The sequence below is a fragment of the Streptomyces sp. NPDC086080 genome, assembly GCF_044540255.1.
Lineage (GTDB): Bacteria > Actinomycetota > Actinomycetes > Streptomycetales > Streptomycetaceae > Streptomyces.
This window is the reverse complement of sequence record NZ_JBITRU010000005.1, coordinates 287,535-308,228: the sequence shown is the minus strand read 5'-3', so window position 1 is coordinate 308,228 and position 20,694 is coordinate 287,535. Positions and strand designations below refer to the sequence as shown.

At 70.0% G+C, this 20,694-nt stretch carries 18 protein-coding genes, 1 tRNA gene and 1 pseudogene; 9 read left to right on the top strand and 11 right to left on the bottom strand.

Translation table 11 applies throughout. The features are described from left to right. The first annotated feature begins 54 nt into the window (after positions 1-54). The gene (locus ACIF9R_RS09280; RefSeq protein WP_399976476.1) at positions 55-570 is read left to right on the top strand and encodes a MarR family winged helix-turn-helix transcriptional regulator; all 516 of its coding nucleotides are present in this window, start codon (positions 55-57) and stop codon (positions 568-570) included. Positions 571-666: 96 nt separating this feature from the next. On the opposite strand, the gene ACIF9R_RS09275 is transcribed toward ACIF9R_RS09280, so the two are convergent. Both ACIF9R_RS09275 and ACIF9R_RS09270 read right to left on the bottom strand, forming a co-directional pair. After that, positions 667-2,211, bottom strand: a complete 1,545-nt coding sequence (locus ACIF9R_RS09275) for an MFS transporter (protein ID WP_399976473.1) — start codon at positions 2,209-2,211, stop codon at positions 667-669. A 149-nt stretch (positions 2,212-2,360) separates the two neighbouring features. Beyond that, positions 2,361-3,002 carry a TetR/AcrR family transcriptional regulator gene (locus ACIF9R_RS09270; protein WP_399976470.1) on the bottom strand — a complete coding sequence of 214 codons (642 nt, stop codon included), beginning with the start codon at positions 3,000-3,002 and terminating at the stop codon, positions 2,361-2,363. Between the two features lie 406 nt (positions 3,003-3,408). Here ACIF9R_RS09270 and ACIF9R_RS09265 point away from each other — a divergent pair, with 406 nt between their 5' ends. From ACIF9R_RS09265 to ACIF9R_RS09255, 3 genes are all read left to right on the top strand, one after another. Beyond that, on the top strand, positions 3,409-4,701 hold the full coding sequence (locus ACIF9R_RS09265) for a M6 family metalloprotease domain-containing protein (RefSeq protein WP_399976467.1): 1,293 nt from the start codon (positions 3,409-3,411) through the stop codon (positions 4,699-4,701). A gap of 382 nt (positions 4,702-5,083) precedes the next feature. Next, a complete protein-coding gene (locus tag ACIF9R_RS09260) occupies positions 5,084-6,499 on the top strand; it encodes an MFS transporter (protein WP_399976465.1) in 1,416 nt (471 codons plus the stop codon). Continuing rightward, on the top strand, positions 6,496-7,719 hold the full coding sequence (locus tag ACIF9R_RS09255) for an FAD-dependent monooxygenase (RefSeq protein ID WP_399976462.1): 1,224 nt from the start codon (positions 6,496-6,498) through the stop codon (positions 7,717-7,719). The genes ACIF9R_RS09260 and ACIF9R_RS09255 overlap by 4 nt, the downstream gene beginning before the upstream one ends. A gap of 82 nt (positions 7,720-7,801) precedes the next feature. Here the strand turns inward: ACIF9R_RS09255 and ACIF9R_RS09250 are convergent, their stop codons facing one another. The 3 genes from ACIF9R_RS09250 to ACIF9R_RS09240 are packed head-to-tail and all read right to left on the bottom strand — an operon-like array spanning position 7,802 to position 12,073. After that, positions 7,802-8,494: a response regulator gene (locus ACIF9R_RS09250; protein ID WP_399976459.1), complete on the bottom strand. Its 693-nt coding sequence runs from the start codon at positions 8,492-8,494 to the stop codon at positions 7,802-7,804. Beyond that, entirely contained in the window at positions 8,491-9,816 is a 1,326-nt protein-coding gene (locus ACIF9R_RS09245) for a sensor histidine kinase (protein ID WP_399976456.1), read from the bottom strand. Before ACIF9R_RS09245 ends, ACIF9R_RS09250 begins: the two co-directional genes overlap by 4 nt. A 10-nt stretch (positions 9,817-9,826) precedes the next feature. Further along, positions 9,827-12,073, bottom strand: coding sequence for an MMPL family transporter (locus ACIF9R_RS09240; protein WP_399976453.1), 2,247 nt, complete (start codon positions 12,071-12,073; stop codon positions 9,827-9,829). Between the two features lie 465 nt (positions 12,074-12,538). Here ACIF9R_RS09240 and ACIF9R_RS09235 point away from each other — a divergent pair. Continuing rightward, positions 12,539-12,614: transfer RNA gene (locus tag ACIF9R_RS09235), tRNA-Arg, on the top strand. Between the two features lie 48 nt (positions 12,615-12,662). On the opposite strand, the pseudogene ACIF9R_RS09230 reads toward ACIF9R_RS09235, so the two are convergent. From ACIF9R_RS09230 to ACIF9R_RS09215, 4 genes and pseudogenes are all read right to left on the bottom strand, one after another. Further along, a pseudogene (locus ACIF9R_RS09230) lies at positions 12,663-12,992 on the bottom strand (GntR family transcriptional regulator); the annotation flags it as partial. A gap of 8 nt (positions 12,993-13,000) precedes the next feature. Next, positions 13,001-13,225, bottom strand: coding sequence for a hypothetical protein (locus ACIF9R_RS09225; RefSeq protein ID WP_399976668.1), 225 nt, complete (start codon positions 13,223-13,225; stop codon positions 13,001-13,003). A gap of 191 nt (positions 13,226-13,416) precedes the next feature. Beyond that, complete coding sequence (locus ACIF9R_RS09220; protein ID WP_399976450.1) at positions 13,417-13,728, bottom strand: hypothetical protein; 312 nt, start codon at positions 13,726-13,728, stop codon at positions 13,417-13,419. 12 nt (positions 13,729-13,740) lie between these two features. After that, a complete protein-coding gene (locus ACIF9R_RS09215) occupies positions 13,741-14,019 on the bottom strand; it encodes a hypothetical protein (RefSeq protein WP_399976447.1) in 279 nt (92 codons plus the stop codon). Positions 14,020-14,097: 78 nt separating this feature from the next. Here ACIF9R_RS09215 and ACIF9R_RS09210 point away from each other — a divergent pair, with 78 nt between their 5' ends. The 4 genes from ACIF9R_RS09210 (at position 14,098) to ACIF9R_RS09195 (ending at position 18,183) form a co-directional block, all read left to right on the top strand. Further along, positions 14,098-14,853 carry a GntR family transcriptional regulator gene (locus ACIF9R_RS09210; RefSeq protein ID WP_399976444.1) on the top strand — a complete coding sequence of 252 codons (756 nt, stop codon included), beginning with the start codon at positions 14,098-14,100 and terminating at the stop codon, positions 14,851-14,853. Between the two features lie 947 nt (positions 14,854-15,800). Then, positions 15,801-16,127, top strand: coding sequence for a hypothetical protein (locus ACIF9R_RS09205; protein ID WP_399976441.1), 327 nt, complete (start codon positions 15,801-15,803; stop codon positions 16,125-16,127). 653 nt (positions 16,128-16,780) lie between these two features. Beyond that, a complete protein-coding gene (locus tag ACIF9R_RS09200; RefSeq protein WP_399976439.1) occupies positions 16,781-17,083 on the top strand; it encodes a hypothetical protein in 303 nt (100 codons plus the stop codon). 32 nt (positions 17,084-17,115) lie between these two features. Next, a complete protein-coding gene (locus ACIF9R_RS09195) occupies positions 17,116-18,183 on the top strand; it encodes a hypothetical protein (RefSeq protein ID WP_399976436.1) in 1,068 nt (355 codons plus the stop codon). Positions 18,184-18,573: 390 nt separating this feature from the next. On the opposite strand, the gene ACIF9R_RS09190 is transcribed toward ACIF9R_RS09195, so the two are convergent. Both ACIF9R_RS09190 and ACIF9R_RS09185 read right to left on the bottom strand, forming a co-directional pair. Continuing rightward, entirely contained in the window at positions 18,574-19,992 is a 1,419-nt protein-coding gene (locus tag ACIF9R_RS09190; protein ID WP_399976433.1) for an ATP-binding protein, read from the bottom strand. 336 nt (positions 19,993-20,328) lie between these two features. Continuing rightward, the gene (locus tag ACIF9R_RS09185; RefSeq protein ID WP_399976430.1) at positions 20,329-20,643 is read right to left on the bottom strand and encodes a hypothetical protein; all 315 of its coding nucleotides are present in this window, start codon (positions 20,641-20,643) and stop codon (positions 20,329-20,331) included. Between the last annotated feature and the right edge of the window lie 51 nt (positions 20,644-20,694).

The window sequence follows — 20,694 nt, the reverse complement described above, 5'->3', positions numbered from 1 at the left end:
ACAGTACGTCATTTTTGTTTAACATTCAAGGAGGTTCCTCGTACAGTGGAGGACATGAAGACGGCACCCGCATCCGCAGACTCCGAGGAACCGCGCTGGCTCACCGACGAGGAACAGCGTGTCTGGCGCGCGTACATCGACGCCACCACCCTTCTGGAGGACCATCTCGACCGTCAGCTCCAGCGTGACGCGGGAATGCCGCACGTGTACTACGGCCTGCTGGTCAAGCTCGCGGAGGCCCCGGACCGGCGCCTGCGGATGACGGAACTGGCGATGTCCGCGAAGATCACCCGCTCCCGCCTCTCGCACGCCGTCGCCCGGCTGGAGAAGAGCGGCTGGGTACGCCGTGAGGACTGCCCCTCCGACAAGCGGGGCCAGTTCGCCGTACTGACCGACGAGGGCCTGGAGGTGCTGACCCGGCACGCGCCCGGTCATGTGGAGGCCGTACGCCAGGCCGTGTTCGGCCGGCTCACCCCGGAACAGCAGAAGTCCCTCGGCGAGATCATGCGGATCGTCGCCGAGGGACTCCAGCCGAGCGAAGCGGGTGCGGACCTGCCCTGGCTCCGCTGACGCGGCGGAAGCCGGGGCAGGTCCGGCGAGCCGTACGGAGGAGGCGTCCCCTCCTCCTCCGCACGGTGGTGTGTCCGGGTGGTGCGGGGCGGGCCGTCAGTGCACGGCCACCGGCACCGCCCGCTCGTCCTCGACGGCCCGTTCGGCGGACCCGGCGACCGCCGTACCGCCCGGCCGGCCCGCGTTGATCAGGGTGAGGGCGATCGCCGCGGCCGCCACCAGGATCCCGACCGCGAACCAGATCGCGCTGGTGTAGCCCTCCACCTGCCCCTGAAGCTGGACGAGCTGCTGCTGGGAGCGGCTCGTGGCACCGCCGATGTGGTCGGCGACGTAGGACGTGGTGGTCGAGGCGGCGATCGTGTTCAGCAGGGCCGTACCGATCGCACCGCCCACCTGCTGCGAGGTGTTGACCATCGCGGAGGCGACACCGGAGTCACGCGGCTCCACCCCCAGGGTGGCCAGCGACATGGCCGGCATGAACGCCGTACCCATGCCGAGGCCGAGCAGCAGCATGCCCGGCAGCAGCACGGCCGCGTACGAGCTGCCGATCTCCAGCTGGGTCAGCAGCAGCATGCCGAGCGCCGCGGCCAGGAAGCCGGGGCCCATCAGCAGCCGGGGCGCGACCCGGGTCATCAGCCGGGCGCCGATCTGCGTCGACCCCGTGATCATGCCCGCGACCATCGGCAGGAAGGCGAACCCGGTCCGCACCGGCGAGTACCCCTTCACGACCTGCAGGTAGTACGTCAGGAAGAGGAACAGACCGAACATCGCGATGATCGCCAGGCCCAGCGAGAGGTAGACCCCGCCACGGTTGCGCTCGGTGATCACACGCAGCGGCAGCAACGGCGCCTTGACCCGGGCCTCGACGGCCACGAAGGCGGCGAGCAGCACGGCCGAGGCGACGAACATCGCGACCGTCAGGGAGTCGCTCCAGCCCTCGGACTCCGCGCGGGTGAAGCCGTAGACCAGCGCGACCAGGCCCAGGGTGGACAGCACCACACCGGGGATGTCGAGCGGCGAGCGGTTGCGGCCGCCGGCGGGCTCACGGATGACGAAGTACGCGCCGGCCGCCGCGACGACGGCGAACGGGATGTTCACGAAGAACGTCCAGCGCCAGTCCAGGTACTCGGTGAGGAAACCACCGAGGATCAGACCCACGGCGCCACCGCCACCGGCGATCGCACCGTAGATGCCGAACGCCTTGGCGCGCTCCTTGCCGTCGGTGAACATCACCGCGAGCAGGGACAGCGCGGCGGGCGCGAGCAGCGCGCCGAACGCGCCCTGCAGCGCGCGGGCGCCGAACATCATGGCCTCGTTGGTCGCCGCGCCACCGAGCGCGGAGGCCAGCGCGAAGCCGCCCAGACCCAGGACGAAGGCCCGCTTGCGTCCCCACAGGTCGGCTATCCGGCCGCCGAACAGCAGCAGACCGCCGAAGGTGAGGGCGTAGGCGGTGACCACCCACTGGCGGTTGCCGTCCGAGATGCCCAGGTCCTGCTGGGCGGAGGGCAGGGCGATATTCACGATGGTGGCGTCCAGGACGACCATCAGCTGGGCGAGCGCGATGAAGACGAGCGCTTTCCAGCGGTTGGTGTCAGGGCCGCCGCCCAGGGCCTTTCCGGCCGTTGAGACTGTTTCAGACATGGGGGTACCCACTTCGGTACTTGTGACGGAAATCGCGAATGTGTAAGGAAAAATCGGGTGTCTTCAAGGAACGGCTCGTCCCCGGGACGGCCGTTCGAAGCGAAGCCCGTGCTCAGGACGGGCGGCGCGGACGGGGGTTCAGGGCTGGCTCAGCGGCGCAGATCCTCCACGGTCACGGGGGAACCCGGCAGGGTGGTCCGGGCCGGGGCCCGCATCCCGTCCAGGAACAGCTGCAGATGGCGGTGGACGAAGCGGTCGGCGTGGTCGCACCCCGTACCGGCCGGGGGCCGGCTCAGCTGGGCGACGCCCACCATCAGGTCGCCGTACTCCACGTCGGCCCGGAGCCGGCCTGCCGCCTTGGCGCGGTCCATCAGCTGGGCGACGAGGCGCTCGACCCGCCTGCGCGCGTCCTCCAGGTCGGGGTGGTGCTGGTCGAAGGTGCTGGAGACCATCGGGCACAGCGCGCTGATCCGCTCGTCGGCGGCCGCGTGCGCGAACCGCTCCAGCGCCTCGAAGGCGTCCCCGGTCTCGCTCAGCGCCTGCTCGGCCGCCCGCACCGTACGGTCCATCACGGAGCAGACGACCTCGCGCATCAGCGCGTCACGGTCGGGGAAGTTGCGGTACACCGTGGCATTGCCGACGCCGGCCCGGCGGGCGACGTCGTCGAGCGGCACCTCGCACCCGAGCTCGACGAACATCTCGCGGGCGGCGGCGACGATCCGCTCCCGGTTGCGCAGGGCGTCGGCGCGGGGCCGGGACGCCTTGCGCGTGACGGGGGTCGCGGTCTGCACGGTGCACTCCTCGGTCGGATGGCTGGTGGGTATGACCGGTCGGTGTAACTGGTCGGTATGCCGGTCGGTGTAACTGGTCGCTGCGGCCGGCCGGTGTAGCCGGCCGGTGTCCTGCCGCTCTCTGCTGTCCCGGATCCGGGGAGTCGGTCCCCGTTTCGCGCGGACACAGGTCTAAACGGGGAAGGGATCCCCGCTTATTTCCCGCGGCCGCGAAGAATTCGTGTGACCCACACCACATTCCACGCGAGGGCGTCGCGACGCTGCACCCAAGGGGCGCCGCCGCTCCACGCGCGGGCGCGCCGCACGATCGGCCCTCCCAGCGAGCGCCGACACACCCGGCGACGCAGGGTGACCAGGAGGGTGCAGTCGGAGACGGGCGGCTGCCGTGTGGAGCGGAGGTCCCCGCATGCAGCCGCAGCCGAGCCGACGCCGGATATCCCCGCGCCGCCTGGCCGCCCTCGCCTCCATGTCCGCCCTGACCCTCGCCCTGTGCACCTCGGCCGGCAACGGTCACCTCTCCCCCGGCACCTCCGCCCACGGCGCCGGCCCGAGCGCCCTCTCCCACACCTCCGCCCACGGCCCCTGCCTGATCGGCAGCGCCCGGGAGGTCCAGATGTCCGAGGGCATCCCCACCGGCCCCGGCTACACCCGCTCCACCGGCACCGTCCGCGCCCTCACCCTGATGATCGACTTCTCCGACGCGCCCGGCGACGGCGACGCCCTCGACCGCTACCGGGAGTTCTTCCCCCAGACCCGGGAATGGTTCGCGACCAGTTCCTACGGCCGCCTCGACTACCGCCCCGAGCTCCCCGTCCCCGACTGGCTGCGCATGCCCAAGTCGTTCCGCGCGTACGGCATAGAGCGCGGCGCCCCCTTCGAACCCGGCTACCGCGCGCTGGTCCGCGACATCGTGGCGGAGGCCGATCCCGAGGTGGACTTCCAGGCGTACGACCTGCTCAACGTGCTGGTGACCCCCAACGCGGGACCGGCCGCCCTCGACACGGTCCTGTCCGTCACCTTCGCCGGCAACGGGGAGGCCCCGCGAGCCGACGGCGTCCCCGTCTCCAACGCGTCCTTCGTCTACTCCCGCCAGGACGACGGCTCCGGCTCCTACGACCGCACCGGCTACCGCGTCCTGCCGCACGAGAACGGCCACGTCTTCGGCCTGCCCGACCTCTACACCGCCGAGGGCGGCGGAGCGGTGGGGCACTGGGACATCATGAGCGAGGACTGGGGCGCCAACAACGACTTCCTCGCCTGGCACAAGTGGAAACTGGGCTGGCTGGACGCCTCCCAGGTCGGCTGCGCGGCGAGCCGGGGCACACGGGAGTACGTCCTCACCCCCCTGGCGCTCAAGGGCGGCCCGAAACTCGTCTTCATCCCCGTGGACGCCCACTCCGGCTACGCCGTCGAACTGCGCACCCGCGCCGGCAACGACGAGGCGGTGTGCCGCCCCGGCATCCTCATCTACCACGTCGACGCGGACGTGGACACCGGCATGGGCCCGATCACCGTCCACGACGCCACCCGGGACAGCGGCGGCTGCACCCGCACCCCCAACGTCCACGCGGAGCTCTCGGACGCCACCTTCACCCCGGGCGAGAGCTTCGTGGACCGCGGCGAAGGCATCCGCGTGGCGGTGGTGGCGTCCGGGGAACAGCAGTACCGGATCCGGGTCACCCGCACCTCCCCGAGCTGACACCCGCCCCCTGCGGTGTCCCTCCGTTCGGGGCCGGGGGCGGTGTGTAGTGCGTGGGCACCAGGAGCGGTGGGTGGCTGGTCCGGGCGCACCGGGCCGGGACGGCTGCGGGGGACGATGCCCGCGAGGACGCCGGAGGGAAGTGTGAGAGGCGCGCGGGATCCCGCGCGTTCCCTTCCCCCTGTGGTGTCTGGAGTGATCAGCAGATGGCTACTTTTCCTTACCGGACCGAACGGCGGTCCGGACGGTGGACCTTCCGGCGGCGCCCGCTCGTGGTCGGTCCACGGCTCTCCTTACCCGGTACCGGACCCGGTACCGGGTCACGGAGGGCGTTACCCGGTACCGGGTCTCAGAAGGCGTCCGAACCGCTGGACGTGATCCGGTGAGCACGACCTCCGTGGACGAAACCGTCGCCGTCCCACCGGTTCGCGTCGGGTGGCTGCCGATCACGGCCCTCGGCATCCTGGCACTCGCCCTCGGCACCCTGCAGTCGGTGGTGGAGCCCGCCCTCCCGCTGCTCCAGCGTGAGCTGGGGGTCAGTCCCGCCGAAGGGGCTCTGATCGGCAACACGTTGCTCATCACCGGCGCCGTCGTCACACCCGTCGCGGGCGCGCTCGGCGACCGCTACGGCGGGAAGCGGGTGCTGGTGCGGCTGATGGCCGTGGTCTCGATGGGCGGTCTGTCGGCCGCCCTGGCGCCGAATCTGCCGGTGCTGCTGTTCGGTCAGGTGTTGCAGGGCGTCATGGTGGGCGCGCTGCCCCTCTCCTTCATCCTGGTGCGCAAACACCTCACCACGGGACAGTCACAGGCGGCGATCGGAGTGGTCGTCGCGCTGTTCACGGGCGGCAGCATGGTGGGCATGCTGTTCGCCGGGCCGATCGCGGAAGGGCTGTCCTGGCAGTGGATGTTCGCGCTGCCGACGATCGCGATCATCGTGACGACGCCGGTCGTGAGCCTGCTGATGCCCCATGATCCGCCGATGCCGTCCGACAGCCGGATCGACTGGCCCGGCACGGTTCTGCTGAGTGCCACGTTGCTCACGTTCATGCTCGGGCTCGTGACGGTGACGAGGGACGGTGGCCTGCCGCCCCTCACGGTCGTCGCCCTCGCGGTCGTCGTGGCCGCCCTCGCGGCCGGGTGGGTCGTCGTCGAACGCCGGGCGGCCTCTCCGATGGTCGATCTCCGCATGCTGGCGAAGCCCACGGTATGGAACGCCTGCGCGCTCACCTTCGTCATCAGCGCCGGCTCCGGCATGGTGCTCTTCCTGCTCCCGCAGTTGTTCGCGGCACCGGCCGACGGGTACGGCTTCGGAGCCGACACCACCGACATCGGACTGTTCCTGCTGCCCGGCGCCATCGCCGGCGCGGTGAGCGACTCGGTCGGCGGGATCGCGGCGCGGCGCTTCGGTCCGCGAGCCGTGGTCGTTGTCGGCACCGTCGTCACGGCGGCGACGATGATCGCCCTGGCGTCGCTGCACACCGCGGAATGGCAGCCGGCCCTCGCGAAGGTGCTGACCGCGTTCGCCGCCGGAGCGGGAACCACCGCGTTGCTCGCCGGCACCGCCACCGCCGTCGAGACCAAGGACATCGGCGTCGCCACCAGCCTGCTCGTCGTCACGCGCGTGATCGGCGTCGCCCTGGGCGCCCAGGTCGCCGGGGCGATCCTCGACGCCGGGGTCGACCCCGTGACGGGCCTGCCGGCCGAATCGGCCTTCGTCACCGGGTTCGCCGTCTCCGGCCTCGTCACCGCGTCGTCCCTGCTCGTCGTCCGCCTCACCAGGAAAGGAGTCCGGGCATGACACCCACCGGTTCGTCGAGGAGCGTGCGTACGACCGTGAAGCGCAAGGTTCTGATCTCCGGGGCCAGTATTGCCGGACCCGCGCTGGCGTACTGGCTGCACCGGTCCGGATGCGCGGTCACCGTGGTGGAGAAGGCGGGCGCGCTGCGCGACGGTGGCTACCCCATCGACATCCGTGGCACCGCGACCGAGGTGGTCCGGCGGATGGGCGTACTGCCGCGCCTGCGGGACGCGCACATCGCATCGCGTCGCGCCACCTTCCTCGACGCGGAGGGCGGCGAGATCGTCGCCCTCACCCCGCGTGCCGTCGCGGACGGTGCCGGGTCACAGGACCTGGAGGTGCGTCGCGGGGATCTGGCGAGGGTCCTCCACGCGGTGGTCCGCGACGACGTGGAGTTCCTGTTCAACGACTCCATCGACACCCTCGAACAGCACGGTCGGGGCGTCGACGTCACGTTCCGCGGCGGGCAGCGGCGCACCTTCGACCTGGTGGTCGGCGCCGACGGTATGCACTCACCCACCCGGGAGTCGCTGTTCGGCCCCGAAGACCGGTTCCACCGCTACCTCGGGTACTGCTTCGCCCTCTTCACCATGCCGAACACCGCCGGGCTCTCCCACGAAATCATGATGTGGAACACCCCGGGAAGAGCAGCCGCCCTCTACGCCGTCGGGGACCAGGACGAGCTGCACGCCTTCCTGACCTTCCACCGGCCACACCCACAGGTCGACGCCCTGCGGGACCCCGACGCCCAGTGGGACCTGGTCGCCACGGCCTTCGCGGGCGCGGGCTGGAAGGTCCCCGCCATGGTCGACGCCCTGCGCGACGCGGACGACCTGTTCTTCGACACGGTCGGTCAGATCCGTATGCCCCACTGGTCCAGCGGCCGTGTCGCGCTCGTCGGCGACGCCGCGTACGCACCCTCGTTCCTCACCGGACAGGGGTCGAGCCTCGCGCTGGTCGGCGCCTACATGCTGGCCCACGCCCTGGCCACGCACCGGGACCACACCGCGGGCCTCGCCGCCTACGAACGCGGCATCCGCCCGTTCGTGACCATGAATCAGGCGCTGGTCGACAGCGGTGCCGCCACGCTCTTCCCCACCACGGCGCAGGCCCTGGAACAACGCAACACCCTGCTGCGTGGCCTCGACACCCTGCCCTCCGCGGCAGCCCGCCCGGCCCACTCGGCCCTCACCCTGCCCGCATTCGCCCGAAGGCCATGACCCGGAACCACCTCACCTCACCGGGGGCGTGCGGGACACACCGCGCACGCCCCCGGTGGGGCTTGTTCCTGGTCCTCCCGGATCACGCCGGATGGCCCGTGCCGTCGTCGGGGGCGGCGTGGGCCAGGCCCGTTTGATAGGCGATGACGACGAGTTGCGCCCGGTCGCGGGCCTCCAGCTTCGTCATGGCGCGCTGGACGTGGGCGCGGACGGTGAAGGGGCTGAGGAACATCCGGTCGGCGATCTCCTGATTGGACAGGCCGGTCGCGACCGCGGCCACCATCTCGCGTTCGCGCGGGGTGAGCGCGGCGAGCTGCGCGGACCGGCGCGGCGCGACCGGCTCCGGTGTGGCCAGGAAGCGGGCCACCAGGGAGCGGGTGGCCGCGGGAGACAGCAGGGTCTCGCCCTCGGCGACGGTGCGCACGGCGTCCAGCAGTTCCTCGGCCCCGATGCCCTTGCCGATGAAGCCGCCGGCCCCCGCGCGCAGCGCCTGGGCGACGTACTCGTCGGTCTCGTACGTGGTGAGGATCAGGATGCGGCTGGCCCGCAGGTCCGGGTCCGCGCAGATCTCCGACGTGGCGGCCAGGCCGTCCACCTCGGGCATACGGATGTCCATGACCACCACGTCCGGGCGCAATTCCCGAGTGAGGCGCACCGCCTCCCTGCCGTCGCCGGCCTCGCCGACCACGGTGATGTCGTCGGCGCTGTCGAGAAGCATCCGGAAGGCGCCACGCAGCAGCGCCTGATCGTCGGCGAGGAGCACCCGGTACGTCATGGCGTGTCCCTGACCTCTCCGTCACCCGCCAGGCCGTTGTCCGCCGGCCCGTCACCCGCCAGGCCATCGCCCGCCAGTCCATCGCCCGTTCCGGGTGTCCTGTTCTTGACGGGTGGCAGGGGCAACCGGGCGGAGACGAGGAAGCCACCCTCCGGGCGCCTGCCCGCGGAGAGGTGTCCCCCGGCCGCGGTGGCGCGTTCCCGCATGCCGATCAGACCGTAACCGGGCGGTCTGTGGGGCACGGTGGGCGCACCGGGCCGCGTCGACGTGCTCGGCGCCGTACGGGAGCCCTCCCCGTCGTCGGCGACGGTGATGGTCACGTGATGGCGGTCCCAGGCGAGGACCACCCGCGCGTCCCCGGTGCCGGCGTGTTTGGTCACGTTGGTCAGGGCCTCCTGGACGATGCGGTAGGCGGTGAGGTCCACCCCCGGCGCCAGTGACCTGGCCGTGCCCTCCTCTCGTACCGACACCCGCAGACCCGCGCGGCCGAAGGACTGGAGGAGCGTGGGCAGTTGGGACAGCCCGGGTGCCGGTTCGGTGGGGGTGGCCGCGTCCCCGGACCGGCGCAGCAGGCCGACCGTGGCCCGCAGGTCGTCGAGCGCGCCGGCGGTGGTCTCGACGAGCTCCTCGATGCTCCTACGGGTCTGTTCCGGGCGGGTGTCGAAGAGATGGACGGCGACCATGGCCTGCGCGTTGGCCAGGGTGATCTGATGGGCCACGAGGTCGTGCAGTTCCCGGGCGATGCGCACCCGTTCCTCGTCGACTCTCCTGCGCGCCTCGCTCTCCCTGCTCTGCTCGGCCCGCCGGGCCCGTTCCTCCACGGCCGCCAGGTAGGCGCGCCTGTTCCGTACCGAGTGGCCGAGGGCGCCGGCCACCAGGGGGGACACCGCCATCACGGCCATCCTGCTCGCGTCCTTCCACGAGAAGTCCCCGCCCAGGGGGACGGAGGCGGCCAGCGCCGCGGACATGAGCAACACCGCGCTCGCCGCGCGGCGTTCGGTGCGCGCGACGAGCGAGTGGGAGTAGGCGGTGATCAGGGCGGGGGCCACCATCAGCGGAGTGAGCAGGAGCCCCAGGAGCGGCACCAGCACGCCGACCGCGGTCGTGGCCGCCAGGGCGGCCAGGGGCGCCCGGTGCCGCACCGGCAGCACGGCACAGGACGCCACGGCGACGACGTAGGCGGCGGCAGACGGAGCCGACAGGGTGTCGTCGACCTGTATCACCCCACCGAGCAGACAGAGCGCGAAGGCCGTCGCCGTGACCGCGCCCTCCCGCCACCACGCGTCGCGTCCTCGCGAGCCACCGCCGCCCGGTTCCGTCACGGCCGTCAACTCAGTCCCGGCCGACGGGAAGTCGCCGCACCGCCGCCTCCGGCACGGTCGCGGCGGCCGGGACGGCCCTGCTCAGTGCCTCACCCTCGACGTCCACATCCGGCAGCACACGGTTCAGGATACGAGGCAGCCACCAGGCCCGGTGGCCGAGCAGTGCCAGAACGGCGGGCACGATCGCCATCCGGACCACGAACGCGTCGAAGGCGACGGCGGCGGCCAGGCCGACGCCCATCGTCTGGATGGTCGGGCTGCTCATCCCGACGAATCCGGCGAACACGCTGATCATGATGATCGCCGCCGCGGCCACCACGCGTCCGCTGTGCCGGAACCCGCTGACGATCGCCTCGCCGGGGGCCGCACCATGGGTGTAGGCCTCCCGCATCCGGCTGAGGAGGAAGACCTCGTAGTCCATGGCGAGTCCGAAGACGATGCCGATGATGAGAATCGGCATCAGCGACATGACCGGACCCGTCTGCTCGATGCCGATCACGCCCCCCGCCCAGCCCCACTGGAAGACGGCGACCAGGACGCCGAAGGCGGCGCCCACCGACAGCAGGAAACCGAGCGCGGCCTTGACCGGCACCAGCACCGAGCGGAAGACCACCATCAGCAGGAGCACCGCCAGGCCGATGACCACGGTCAGATAGGGGATGAGGGCGTCGGACATGGCTTCGGAGATGTCGATGTTCATCGCGGTGGTGCCGGTCACCAGGACACCGGCTCCGGTGCCGGCCTCGACGCCGGACACCGCACCCCGGATCGCGTGCACCAGGTCCTTGGTCTCGCCGCTGTTCGGCGCGGTCCGCGGGACGACGGTGAGAACGGCCGTGTCCTCGGCCCCGCTGAGAACCGGGGCGCCGACCGACGCCACCCCGTCCACACCCTCCACGGTCGTGGCGACCAGATCCGTGGTGGCCCGGGCGTCGTCTGCCGACTCCGACAAGTCCACCACCACGGTCAACGGGCCGTTGAATCCGGGCCCGAAGCCTTCCGACAACAGGTCGTAGGCGCGCCGCTGCGTGGTCTCCACCGACTTGGACTCGTCGCCGGGCAGCCCGAGTTCGAGACTCAGCGCCGGCAGGGCCACCACCCCGAGACCGAGTCCGGCGACCAACAGCACGGCCACCGGCCGACGCAGCACGAACCGCGCCCAGCGAGTACCGAGCCCCGGCCGGCCGGCCGCGGCACGCCCCCCGCGCGCACGTCCGCCCCCCAGCCCGTCTGCCTTGCGAACGGCCCGGGACAGTACCCGCCCCCCGAAGAAACCGAACAGCGCGGGGACCAGGGTCAGGGCGACGAGCACGGCGAGGGCCACGGCACCCGCACCACCCATGCCCATCCTGGTGAGTTCGGGGATCCCGACGACCCCGAGACCGACCAGGGCGATGAAGACGGTCGCACCGGCGAAGACGACGGCGGACCCGGCCGTACCCACCGCCCGGCCGGCGGCTTCCTCCGGCTCACGGCCCTCGGCGCGCTCGTCACGGAAGCGGGAGGTGATGAAGAGCGCGTAGTCGATACCGACCGCCAGCCCGAGCATCAGCGCCAGGATGGCGACGGTGGAGGTCAGGCCCAGCGGAACGGCCAGCGCGGAGACCAGGCCGAAGGCGATGGCGACCCCCAGGAAGGCGGTCAGCAGCGACAGCCCGGCCGCGACCAGCGACCCCAGGGCGAGCACCAGCACCACCGCGGCCATCGCCACACCGATGATCTCCGTCGTACCGCCCGGTTCCTCTTCCGCGTCCAGGGCCGAGCCGCCGATCTCGACCGTCAGCCCCGCGTTCCGGGCCCGGTGCGCGGCGTCCTCGAGGGCGCTCTTCGTCGCGTCGGTCAGGTCGACGGCGTCCACGGTGTAGGTGACCGTGGAGTAGGCGATGGTGCCGTCCCCACTGACAGCATCGCTCTCGAAGGGATCCGTGACCGACGCGACCTGATCGCCCCCTTCCAGCGAGCCGAGCGTGTCCGCGACGGCCGCCTTGCTCTCCCTGGCCGTCACCCGCTGCCCGTCCGGGGCCTGGAACACCAAACGGGCCTCGGCACCCTGGGAGTTACTCTGCGGGAAGCGCTCGTCCAACAGATCGAACGCCTTCTGCGACTCGGTACCGGGCATGGAGAGTCCCTCGTCCTCCCCGGCCGGCGCCACGGCTGCGGCGACGACGGCCAGCACCAGGACACCCAGCCACACCCCACCCACAAGCCGGCGCCGCCGGAAGGCCCACCGTCCGAGCCGATAAAGAAGAGTAGCCACCTGCTGATCACTCCAGACACCACAGGAAAAGGGGGAAACACGCGAGATCCCGCGCGCCTCCCACGCTCCCCTCCGGCGCCGTCGCGGACATCGTCCCCCGCACCCGTCCCACCCTGGTCCACCCGCACCAGCCCCGACCCGCCCCTGGTGCCCCCGCACTACACACCGCCGCCCCCGCTACGACACGACCAGCGATCCCACCAACACCCCACCCCCAGCACCGCCGCCTCCCCGAAACGGCCACCCCTCCACCTAGCCCTCCTCCCTGTCCCCCACCCCCACACCAGCACCGCCCGAGCCCCGATCCGGTACCCTGTGGATCGAGCGCCCCGGCGGGCGCTGCGGCATGCCACCAGGCCCAGCCTGCCCACGCCACAGCGGTCGCCCCAGGACGCTCAGGGCTTGCCAGAGAGACCTGCCCACGGACACTCCACCGAGTTCCGTACAGGGCCTCGACCAAGCCCGGCCTTCGTAGCTCAGGGGATAGAGCACCGCTCTCCTAAAGCGGGTGTCGCAGGTTCGAATCCTGCCGGGGGCACCAGCTCAAAGGCCCCTCACCTCCGGATTTTCGGAGGTGAGGGGCCTTTGAGGTCGTCAGGTGTCCGTCGGCCTGGACCGTGGCGGTGCGAACGGTAACGCGTAGGGCCGCTTCGGCGGCGGTCCACGGGTCCAGCGTCCCCCAGCCGCCGACGTACATGATCCGGCGGAGAGGGCGGCGGACGAAGTTGCCCTTGCCGTGGATCTTCTCGACGAGGCATTCGCCCTGGAGCACCGCGAGGGCACTCCGCAGCGTTGCTGTGCTGACCTTGTACTGGTCGGCCAAGCCGGTTTCGGACGGGAGTCGTTCGCCGGGCTTGAGGTGGCCGGTCGTGATCTGGTGCCGGAGATCGTCGGCGATGTCGTGGTGGCGAGGAGACACAGACCGGATCACCGCCGCCTCATCATCCGCACGGCGACGAGCCGGGTCCGCGTGTGTATGGTCAGCAGCTCGCCCGAGTCGAAGAGGATTTGCTTCGCGCCCTGGGCGAGCTGGAAGAGACCTTGCACCCGGCAGGCCCGGCCTCCGAGTTGGATGATGTCACCGCGCTGCACGGTGGCCGCGGTCACCTCGACGTTGGATGCCAGCGTGCCGCCGGGTGCCCGCTCCTGCACCTCCGAAGGCGTCGTCTGACCGGACATCGAATGGCACGGGAAGTCGCACGCCTCGTACACCACCGGAAGGTCGACCGGTGCCGAGGCAGGAGAGGACTCCGCGCAGGCGTGGTGGGTGCCGATCCGGCATGCGGTCGATCGGTAGGGGACGGCCGAGGTGTCCGTGACGCGGGTCTGTCGACGGGAAGGCATCAGTGGACCCCCACCAGGGCCGACCACGCGTCGGCCGGCAGATAGGGAGCGACGACCACTTCGCGCGTTCTCACGCGCTTCTCCCAGGCCAGTACGTACGGGCGGACGAGTGCGATGTCCTCACCCCTGAGCGTTGACCGGTGGTTCACGCCGTCGGAGTCACGCCGGCGGACGACCGTCGTCCTGTCCGGAGACAGGGAGGCGGCGGGAGTGGCCGCCGGCCCGGAGGTCGTTAAGGGGCGGCGGTGCCGCCCCCTGGGGAAGTGCCGCTCTCTGGTGAGCGAGACGGCACGGCGGATACGGTTGAGCACGCTAGTCAGCTCCTATCGCTGATGGCCCGGTCCCCCGACATCGCCCGTCGTGGGGACCGCTTTGCGTACGACCGCCCAGAGGGTGCGGCCGTTCATGCTGGTGGCGAGGAGACCGAAGCGGTCGGCTTCCGCCACCACGTCCAGGACCTCCCGCCACGACTCGGCGGAGAGCGTGTCCGGCACCTCCGCTTCCACCGACGTGTGCCGGGGGTGTTCCTCCACTCGCGTGAGCAGCCCGAGGGCGGACAGCCGGGCGGCGAGGGCCGCCGCGCTAACTCCCGAAGCGGGCACAGGGCAGCCTCCGTCACCAGCGATCACTTTGAGTGAAGCTAGTTAACTAGATTAGAGCTAGTGGACTAGATTTTCCATATGCCTGAGCAGCCGCCCTATCTCCGCATCGCCGACGAACTTCGGCGACGGATCGCGGAGCACGTGTGGGAGCCGGGAGACCGCCTGCCCTCCCGCGCCCAGATCGGCGAGGAGTGCGGCGTGGGCGAGAACGTGGTCCGCCGGGCTCAGGAGTTGCTGATCTCCCAGGGTGTGTTGGAGGGCCGTGCCGGATCGGGCACGTACGTCGCCGAGCCCCGGCAGCGCGTGCGGGTGGTCCGTTCCTCGGCGCGCGAGCAGCCCAACGGCTCGCCCTTCCGCGCGGACATGAAGGCCGTCGGCAGGCAAGGGGACTGGGAGAGCCGGACCGACGCCAAGGTGCCGGCGCCGGCGGAGATCGCGGCACGGCTGGGCATCGCCGAGGGCGAGCTGTGCGTCCGTACGACGTACGAGTTCCTGGCGGACGGCAGGCCTGTGCAGCTGTCGACGAGTTGGGAGCCGTACGACCTCACGGCCGGCACGCTCGTCGTCCTCCCCGAGGGAGGGCCGCACGCCGGGGCGGGTGTCGTGAACCGCATGGCCGCGATCGGCATCACCGTCGGCCATGCCGTGGAGCAGCCGGAGCCGCGGCAGGCGACCGCCGAGGAGGCATCACTCCTGGGCATCCAGAAGGCCGCACTCGTCACGCACATCCGACGGACGTACTACAGCGACGACGGGCGGCCCGTGGAGACGGCGGACATCGTGGTGCCCGCGGCTCACTGCGAGATCGTCTACGAGATCCCGATCAACCGGTAGCCCCGCTTGGAGTTCGCCCTATGGCCGAGAAGGCCGCGTCCTGTCCCGAATGCAGCCAGGCCATGAAGTCCGGCGGTCTCTTGCTCTCCAAGCGGGACGAAGACGGTCGGAGGACCTGCCGGTCTCTGTGGCGGTGCCCCGATCGGCACACATGGTGGCGGTGGGCGGACCGACCGGAGGAACCGTTGGAGGTCTGCCCAGTTCCGGAGCTGTTTCGGTGACATCCAACGTTGACATGAACGAGGCCGGACGGCAGCACACAGCAGCACCCCCACGCGACCGCCGGACCAGCCGACGACGACCCCAGGCGCGGGCGTAGATCGAACTCCTAAAGTGGTGCTCACTCTTCACGCCCTCAGAACGAGGGCGTGAAGTTGGCGGACGGTCGAGGTGAAACGCCGAACCCGGAGCCGTCGGGGTCCAACCATCAATCAGGGCAAGTCGAACAGCCGCAGCCACACGAGACGGCAGTACAGGCTCAGCCTCACGACCGATCCAGTTGCTCGGATGCGGCTGGTCGGTGGTGACCACGAGCGTCGACCCTGGAGTGTCCGCATGCTCGACCGCGAACGAGCACGGTGACCAGGCCAGGCCCTGGAAGTAGGTCGGCCTGCCTCGCAGCCGCCAACGGTAGACCGTGTTGTCGACAACGATTCGTCGTGATCCCTTGCGGACCAGCCCCATGACGCCTCTTTCAACAGCCCCGATGCTAGCGAGCCCGGCCCCGCCGTCCGTCTCAGTTTCCGTCTCATTCAGCGCCGTTCACGGCCGTTCAGACAGGGCCGGAGGCGGTGGCCGCTCCTGCGGTCAGCCACCCATGAACGCAGGTGAACGGCCCCGTCCGAGTTGCTCAGGACCACCACCACAGTTGGAAAGCGTGTTGGTGGGGCGGATCCGAATCGGATATAGCGGTGAAGGTGTCAGACCTCGATGACAGTCTGTACCGCATGGAGACAGCCAATGCCCCTGACTGCGGGAATGAGGAGCACGCCGTGATCGCGCACTTCCGGCTTGCCAGCGACGGTTTTGGCGATGTCGACCAGCGCGAGCGAATCTACGAAGCTGAGCAAGCGATGGAGGCAGCGACCGAGAAGGCAGGCGTCGGGGAGGTCGACGGGAACGAGTTCGGAGGGGGCGAAGCCGTCTTGTACGCCTACGGACCCGATGCCGATGCTCTGTTCAAAGTCCTGGAACCGACTCTGCGTAGTCTGCCGTTCCGGCCGGCGCACGTCCTTCTCAGACATGGCGACAGCGAGACCCGTGTGGATCTGTAGCGGCCCGCCGAGTGTCGCGAGGCGTCGATGAAACGCACCACAAGCACACCAGATATGGCGGGGAAGCACGGTGAAAGCAGCCAAGCCCGACGATCCCCCAGCATAGGCCTTCGCCCAGGTCAGCCCTCGAACCGCCCTGTAAATGCCCGCAGTTTCCCAAGCTGAGGGCCGATCGCTGCCGATAGCCTGCTCCCTGTGTCATTTGCTCAGGCGCCAACGGGTGCGCTTCAGTTGAAGTGGGAGCTCGGGAGCCATGGTTGGGCGATGTGTCACCTGGCCGATGACTCCCATCAGGCTTCGCTCGTAGTCAGCTACTGCACCGACGCGTTGGCGGATCTCGTGGCAGCCGCCGGCGGGCTGTACGGGCCGCAGCTCACCACCCGGTTCTTCTTCGACGCCGAGCCGCAGGAACTCCGCTGGGTGCTCCGTGCCAGGTCGCGTCCCGCGAGGTGGTGTAAGCGATCAGGCGCTTCGCCCTCCGGTACCCGGCTCGCGATGATCTCCACGTCGGCGCGGCACGTGAAGTGGCCCGGTCAGGCGCCGGGAGTGCCCCAGCCGGTCGACGTGCCCGGAGTGACCTGCGAGTTCCGGTCCGTTGATCGGCTACACCACCCGGCGGGACGCCATCCCGTGCCACGGAGGAAGCGATCGGCGTGACCATCTACAAGTTCCCCGATGTCGCAGTCAGCCCCGGCCTGCCGGACACCGACGGCACGGTGATCTGGCAGTCGGCACACTCGCGCCGCCTGTTCTCCCACGCAGTGTTGAACGCCGCGCAGGACGTGCTCACGGAGCACGGCGAGGCCGGCTATCAGGCCAAGTGGATGCGTCATCCCTTTCCCGTCGCTCTGGTCCAGGACCTTCGCAGACTGCATCTGCGTGATGACGCCTGCGGCGCCCGGCAGCGTGCCCGGCTGCACCGGCTGACCGGCCGAACCGGTTCAGAGCAGGCGTGATTTCACCGAGACCCGACGAGCCGGGAGAGCCCATGCCGTCTTTTTCCGCGTGCGCCCTGCGCACCATTGTTGCCGCGGCCGTACTGACGACCCTCTCGGGTGTCACGGCTGACGCCGCCGAGTCCCACACCAGGATGATCCCCTGCCACGACAACACCGCGCTGATCAGCGCCGTCAACGAAGCCAACGCCGCGGGCTCAGGCGTCATCAGACTCGCCCGGAAGTGTACGTATATCCTGAGCCGTGCCTTTCCGGGCGACTACGGAGACAACGCGCTGCCCGCCATCACCGGCAACATCACCATCGAAGGCAACGGGGCCACACTGGCCCGTGCCAACACCGCTCCCGACATGCGCATTCTGCAGGTGAGCGGTCATGGCGCCCTGACCGTCGAGAACACCACTCTCACCAACGGCAAGCTGGACCCGAACTTCTCCTTCGGTGGTAACGCCTTCGTCTTCGTGCCCACCGCGAGCCTCAAGCTCGTGCACAGCCGGCTCACTCATGGATTCGCGCGATGGGGCGGAGGCGTACTCAACGACGGCCCACTGGAGATCGACCACAGCCAGATCACCCGCAACTCCACGAGTTACGGCGGGGGAGGGATCTGGAACCGGTGGACCCTGCTGGTGAAGGCCAGTGAGATCACCGCCAACACCGGAACCGTGGGGATCGGAGGTATCGCCACCGGCGGCTCGACTCCGGGCCCGACGGCGACCGCGACCGTGCGGTCGAGCAGGGTGTCCGACAACCGAGGAAGCGGCATCGCCACCGACGTCCACATGACCACCGATGTGATCGACAGTGTCGTGACAGGCAACACCGGTACCGCGGCAGTCCCCGGAGGCGGAGTCGACAACGAGGGAACGACGACACTGATGCGCAGCCAGGTAGTGGGTAATCATTCCCCCAGCACCGGCGGGGGCATCTACAACGTGGGAACGCTCCGGCTCGTTCGTACCTCGGTGTCGCGCAATACCGCCGGAACAGACGGCGGCGGCATTTACAACGCGATTCCAGGGACCGTCACGTTGCGGCACAGTGCCGTGTACGGCAACCGGCCCAACAACTGCGCCCCGCCCGGTACCTGTCGGCGCTGACCGCGAGGAGTACCGCTGGAGCGACCCGCCCGCCTGCCGGGCGGATCTTCGACGCACTCGGGAAAATTCTCGTCAGTCCAGTGGTGCGAACGTCAGGTGCGCCTCGTCGAGGCTCCGCTCGCAGGCGGCGCGCTGGGGGGGCCGGCGCAGACGACGCAGGCTTAAAGCGGGTGTCGCAGGTTCGAATCCTGCCGGGGGCACAACGCGTTATCGCTCTGAACTGGGATTTCTCCGCCGGGGAGGGGCCCTGGTCGGCCTCGGACTCCTCGTCCGGGGCCGTTTGCGTGAGCGGGAGGACGTCACCGTCGGGGTGGGGCCGGAGGCTCGCGGATGACCCAAGTGGGGGCAACAGGCGATAGACACCTGGCCCCAACACGTATTCCGGCACCCTCAGGAGGACCACGCCGCGAGGAGTTCCGTCGGGCCGTACGCAGCGTCGAGGCCCGCGCAGTCGGTTCCACTGCGCGAGACAGCGATCACCGGCACGGGAGCGGGTGTGAGCGCGGCGCGGTGCCGGTGCAGCGCCGCGAGATCGTGCCGGTCGAACGGGGAGTTCTCCAGCCACTTCACCGAGCCGACGAACAACAGCTCCTTGGCGATCGGCGCGCGGTCCGCTCCCACGATGTCGATCTCCACATCGTTGGTACGGGTCCAGTAACCGCCGATGGCGGGGGCAGCCGGGAGGTTTGCATCGGGCAGCAGCCGTGCGAGCGCCTCGCGCACCAGAGGTTCAACGGCCCTGCCACGCCAGCTGGTCCAGCTTTCGCGGATGCGCCGCAGTGTCAGGTCGCCCCGGCCGCGCTCGATCTCTTCCATCGCCGGGCCCAGGAGCTTCAGCCAGAAGCGGAGGTAGGGATCCGCGACCCGGTAGCGACGATCCTTCGAGGGCCGCGTGGACACGGGAAGCTCCGCCGCGATCACCCGCTTGTCCGCGAGGATCCCCAGCGACCGCTGGAGCGGGGTCGCCCCGATCCCGCCGGCGGCGCGGGCAATATTGGAGAACGTCCGCTCACCACTGCCGATCGCCGAGAGGACGGTGCGGGCCTGGACCTGCTGGGGGAACTCCGCAGCAAGCGAGCGCTCCGCCGACACCAGCAAGGCCGAGACCGGATCGCTGAGCGCCGCCTGCAGGAACTCCCACATCCCGGCGCCGTGCGGCCACTCCGCACAGATCAGAGGCAGTCCACCGGTGATCAAGGCCGCATCGAAGGCCGAGGCAGGATCGAGGCCGAGCATCTCGCCCACCTCCGCCGGGTTGAGCGGACCCAGCACCATCTCCCGTCCACGCTGATGGAACGGGCGTCCATAGCTGTTCAGCGACTCCATCATGGACAAGTCGGAGCCGATGAGAACCAGCAGAACCGGCTTCCTCTCCAGCACTCGGTCCCAGGCCCGCTGAAGCATGCCCTCGAAGGCACCCTCCGCATCCATCACATAGGGCACCTCGTCCATGACCACCACGCTCGCCCGGTCGTGCGGAAGTGCCGCCGCCAGTACGTCGAACGCCGCATCCCAACTCGCCGGGCGGGCCGCGGACAGCAGGTTCGCCAGCGGAAGGCTGGACGACTGCGCATCCTGGCTGAACCGTTCCAGGTCCGCCCCCGGCGACGCCCCTGTGGCGGCATGGAAGAGGAACGGCGCACCGGACCTCTCGGCGAACCGCTCCACCAACCGTGACTTGCCCACCCGGCGGCGCCCTCGAAGCATCACGCACCGCCCGGGCCGCTCCCCACCGACCCCGGCCGTCACCTTGCCCAGCTCCCGATCCAGCGTCTCGAGCTCGTGCCGCCTGCCCACGAAATCTGCCATGCCGCCACCTCCCCAGTACCATTAATCCCGCAGTAGCTTACATTCGAGTTAGTAACATAAATGTTAGTTACAGAGGCTCAGGGAGATGCTACTCCCCCGGTGCACGCACAGGAGAAGATCAGACTTCCGCGCGCCCCAGCAGAGGCCGCCATTGGACGCCCCACGGTCGCCGGATGCGTGAGCCGCGGGTGAGCGGACTACGCAACAGAAGCCGTCCTGAGCCGGATGGACCGCTGATGCCGCACGGCGCTGATCAGGCACAGAGCACCACGCGGCACAACCACGCACCACCCGCCAGAGATCCGATCCCGCTCTCAAAGTGGTTGTCCAGCCCGCTCACCCAGTCCACACCCGCTGGAACTCCTCGGCCGGGATGACCTCCAGCGGGGCCTCTTCGAGGTCGATCGCTTGGTCTGTAAGGAAGCCGTGCTCGTCCTCCAGGTGCTCCCAGCTGTACCGGTGGAGTTGGCCGGCCGACGCCAGCTCGGCTTGCTTGACGGCGATCAACTCGCCGCGGTCGGGTACTGCCTCGAAGTACCACAAGCCGCCCTCCTCATCAGCGCCCCGGAAGTGGTGCCGCAGGGGAGCGTTCTCATCGAGTGCTCGGAAGTACGCCACGGTCTCCGCCTTGATGCGCTCCAGGTCCGCCACGAGATCATCGTGCCAGCGAGCGCGCGCGGGTTTGCCACGCCACTCATGCCA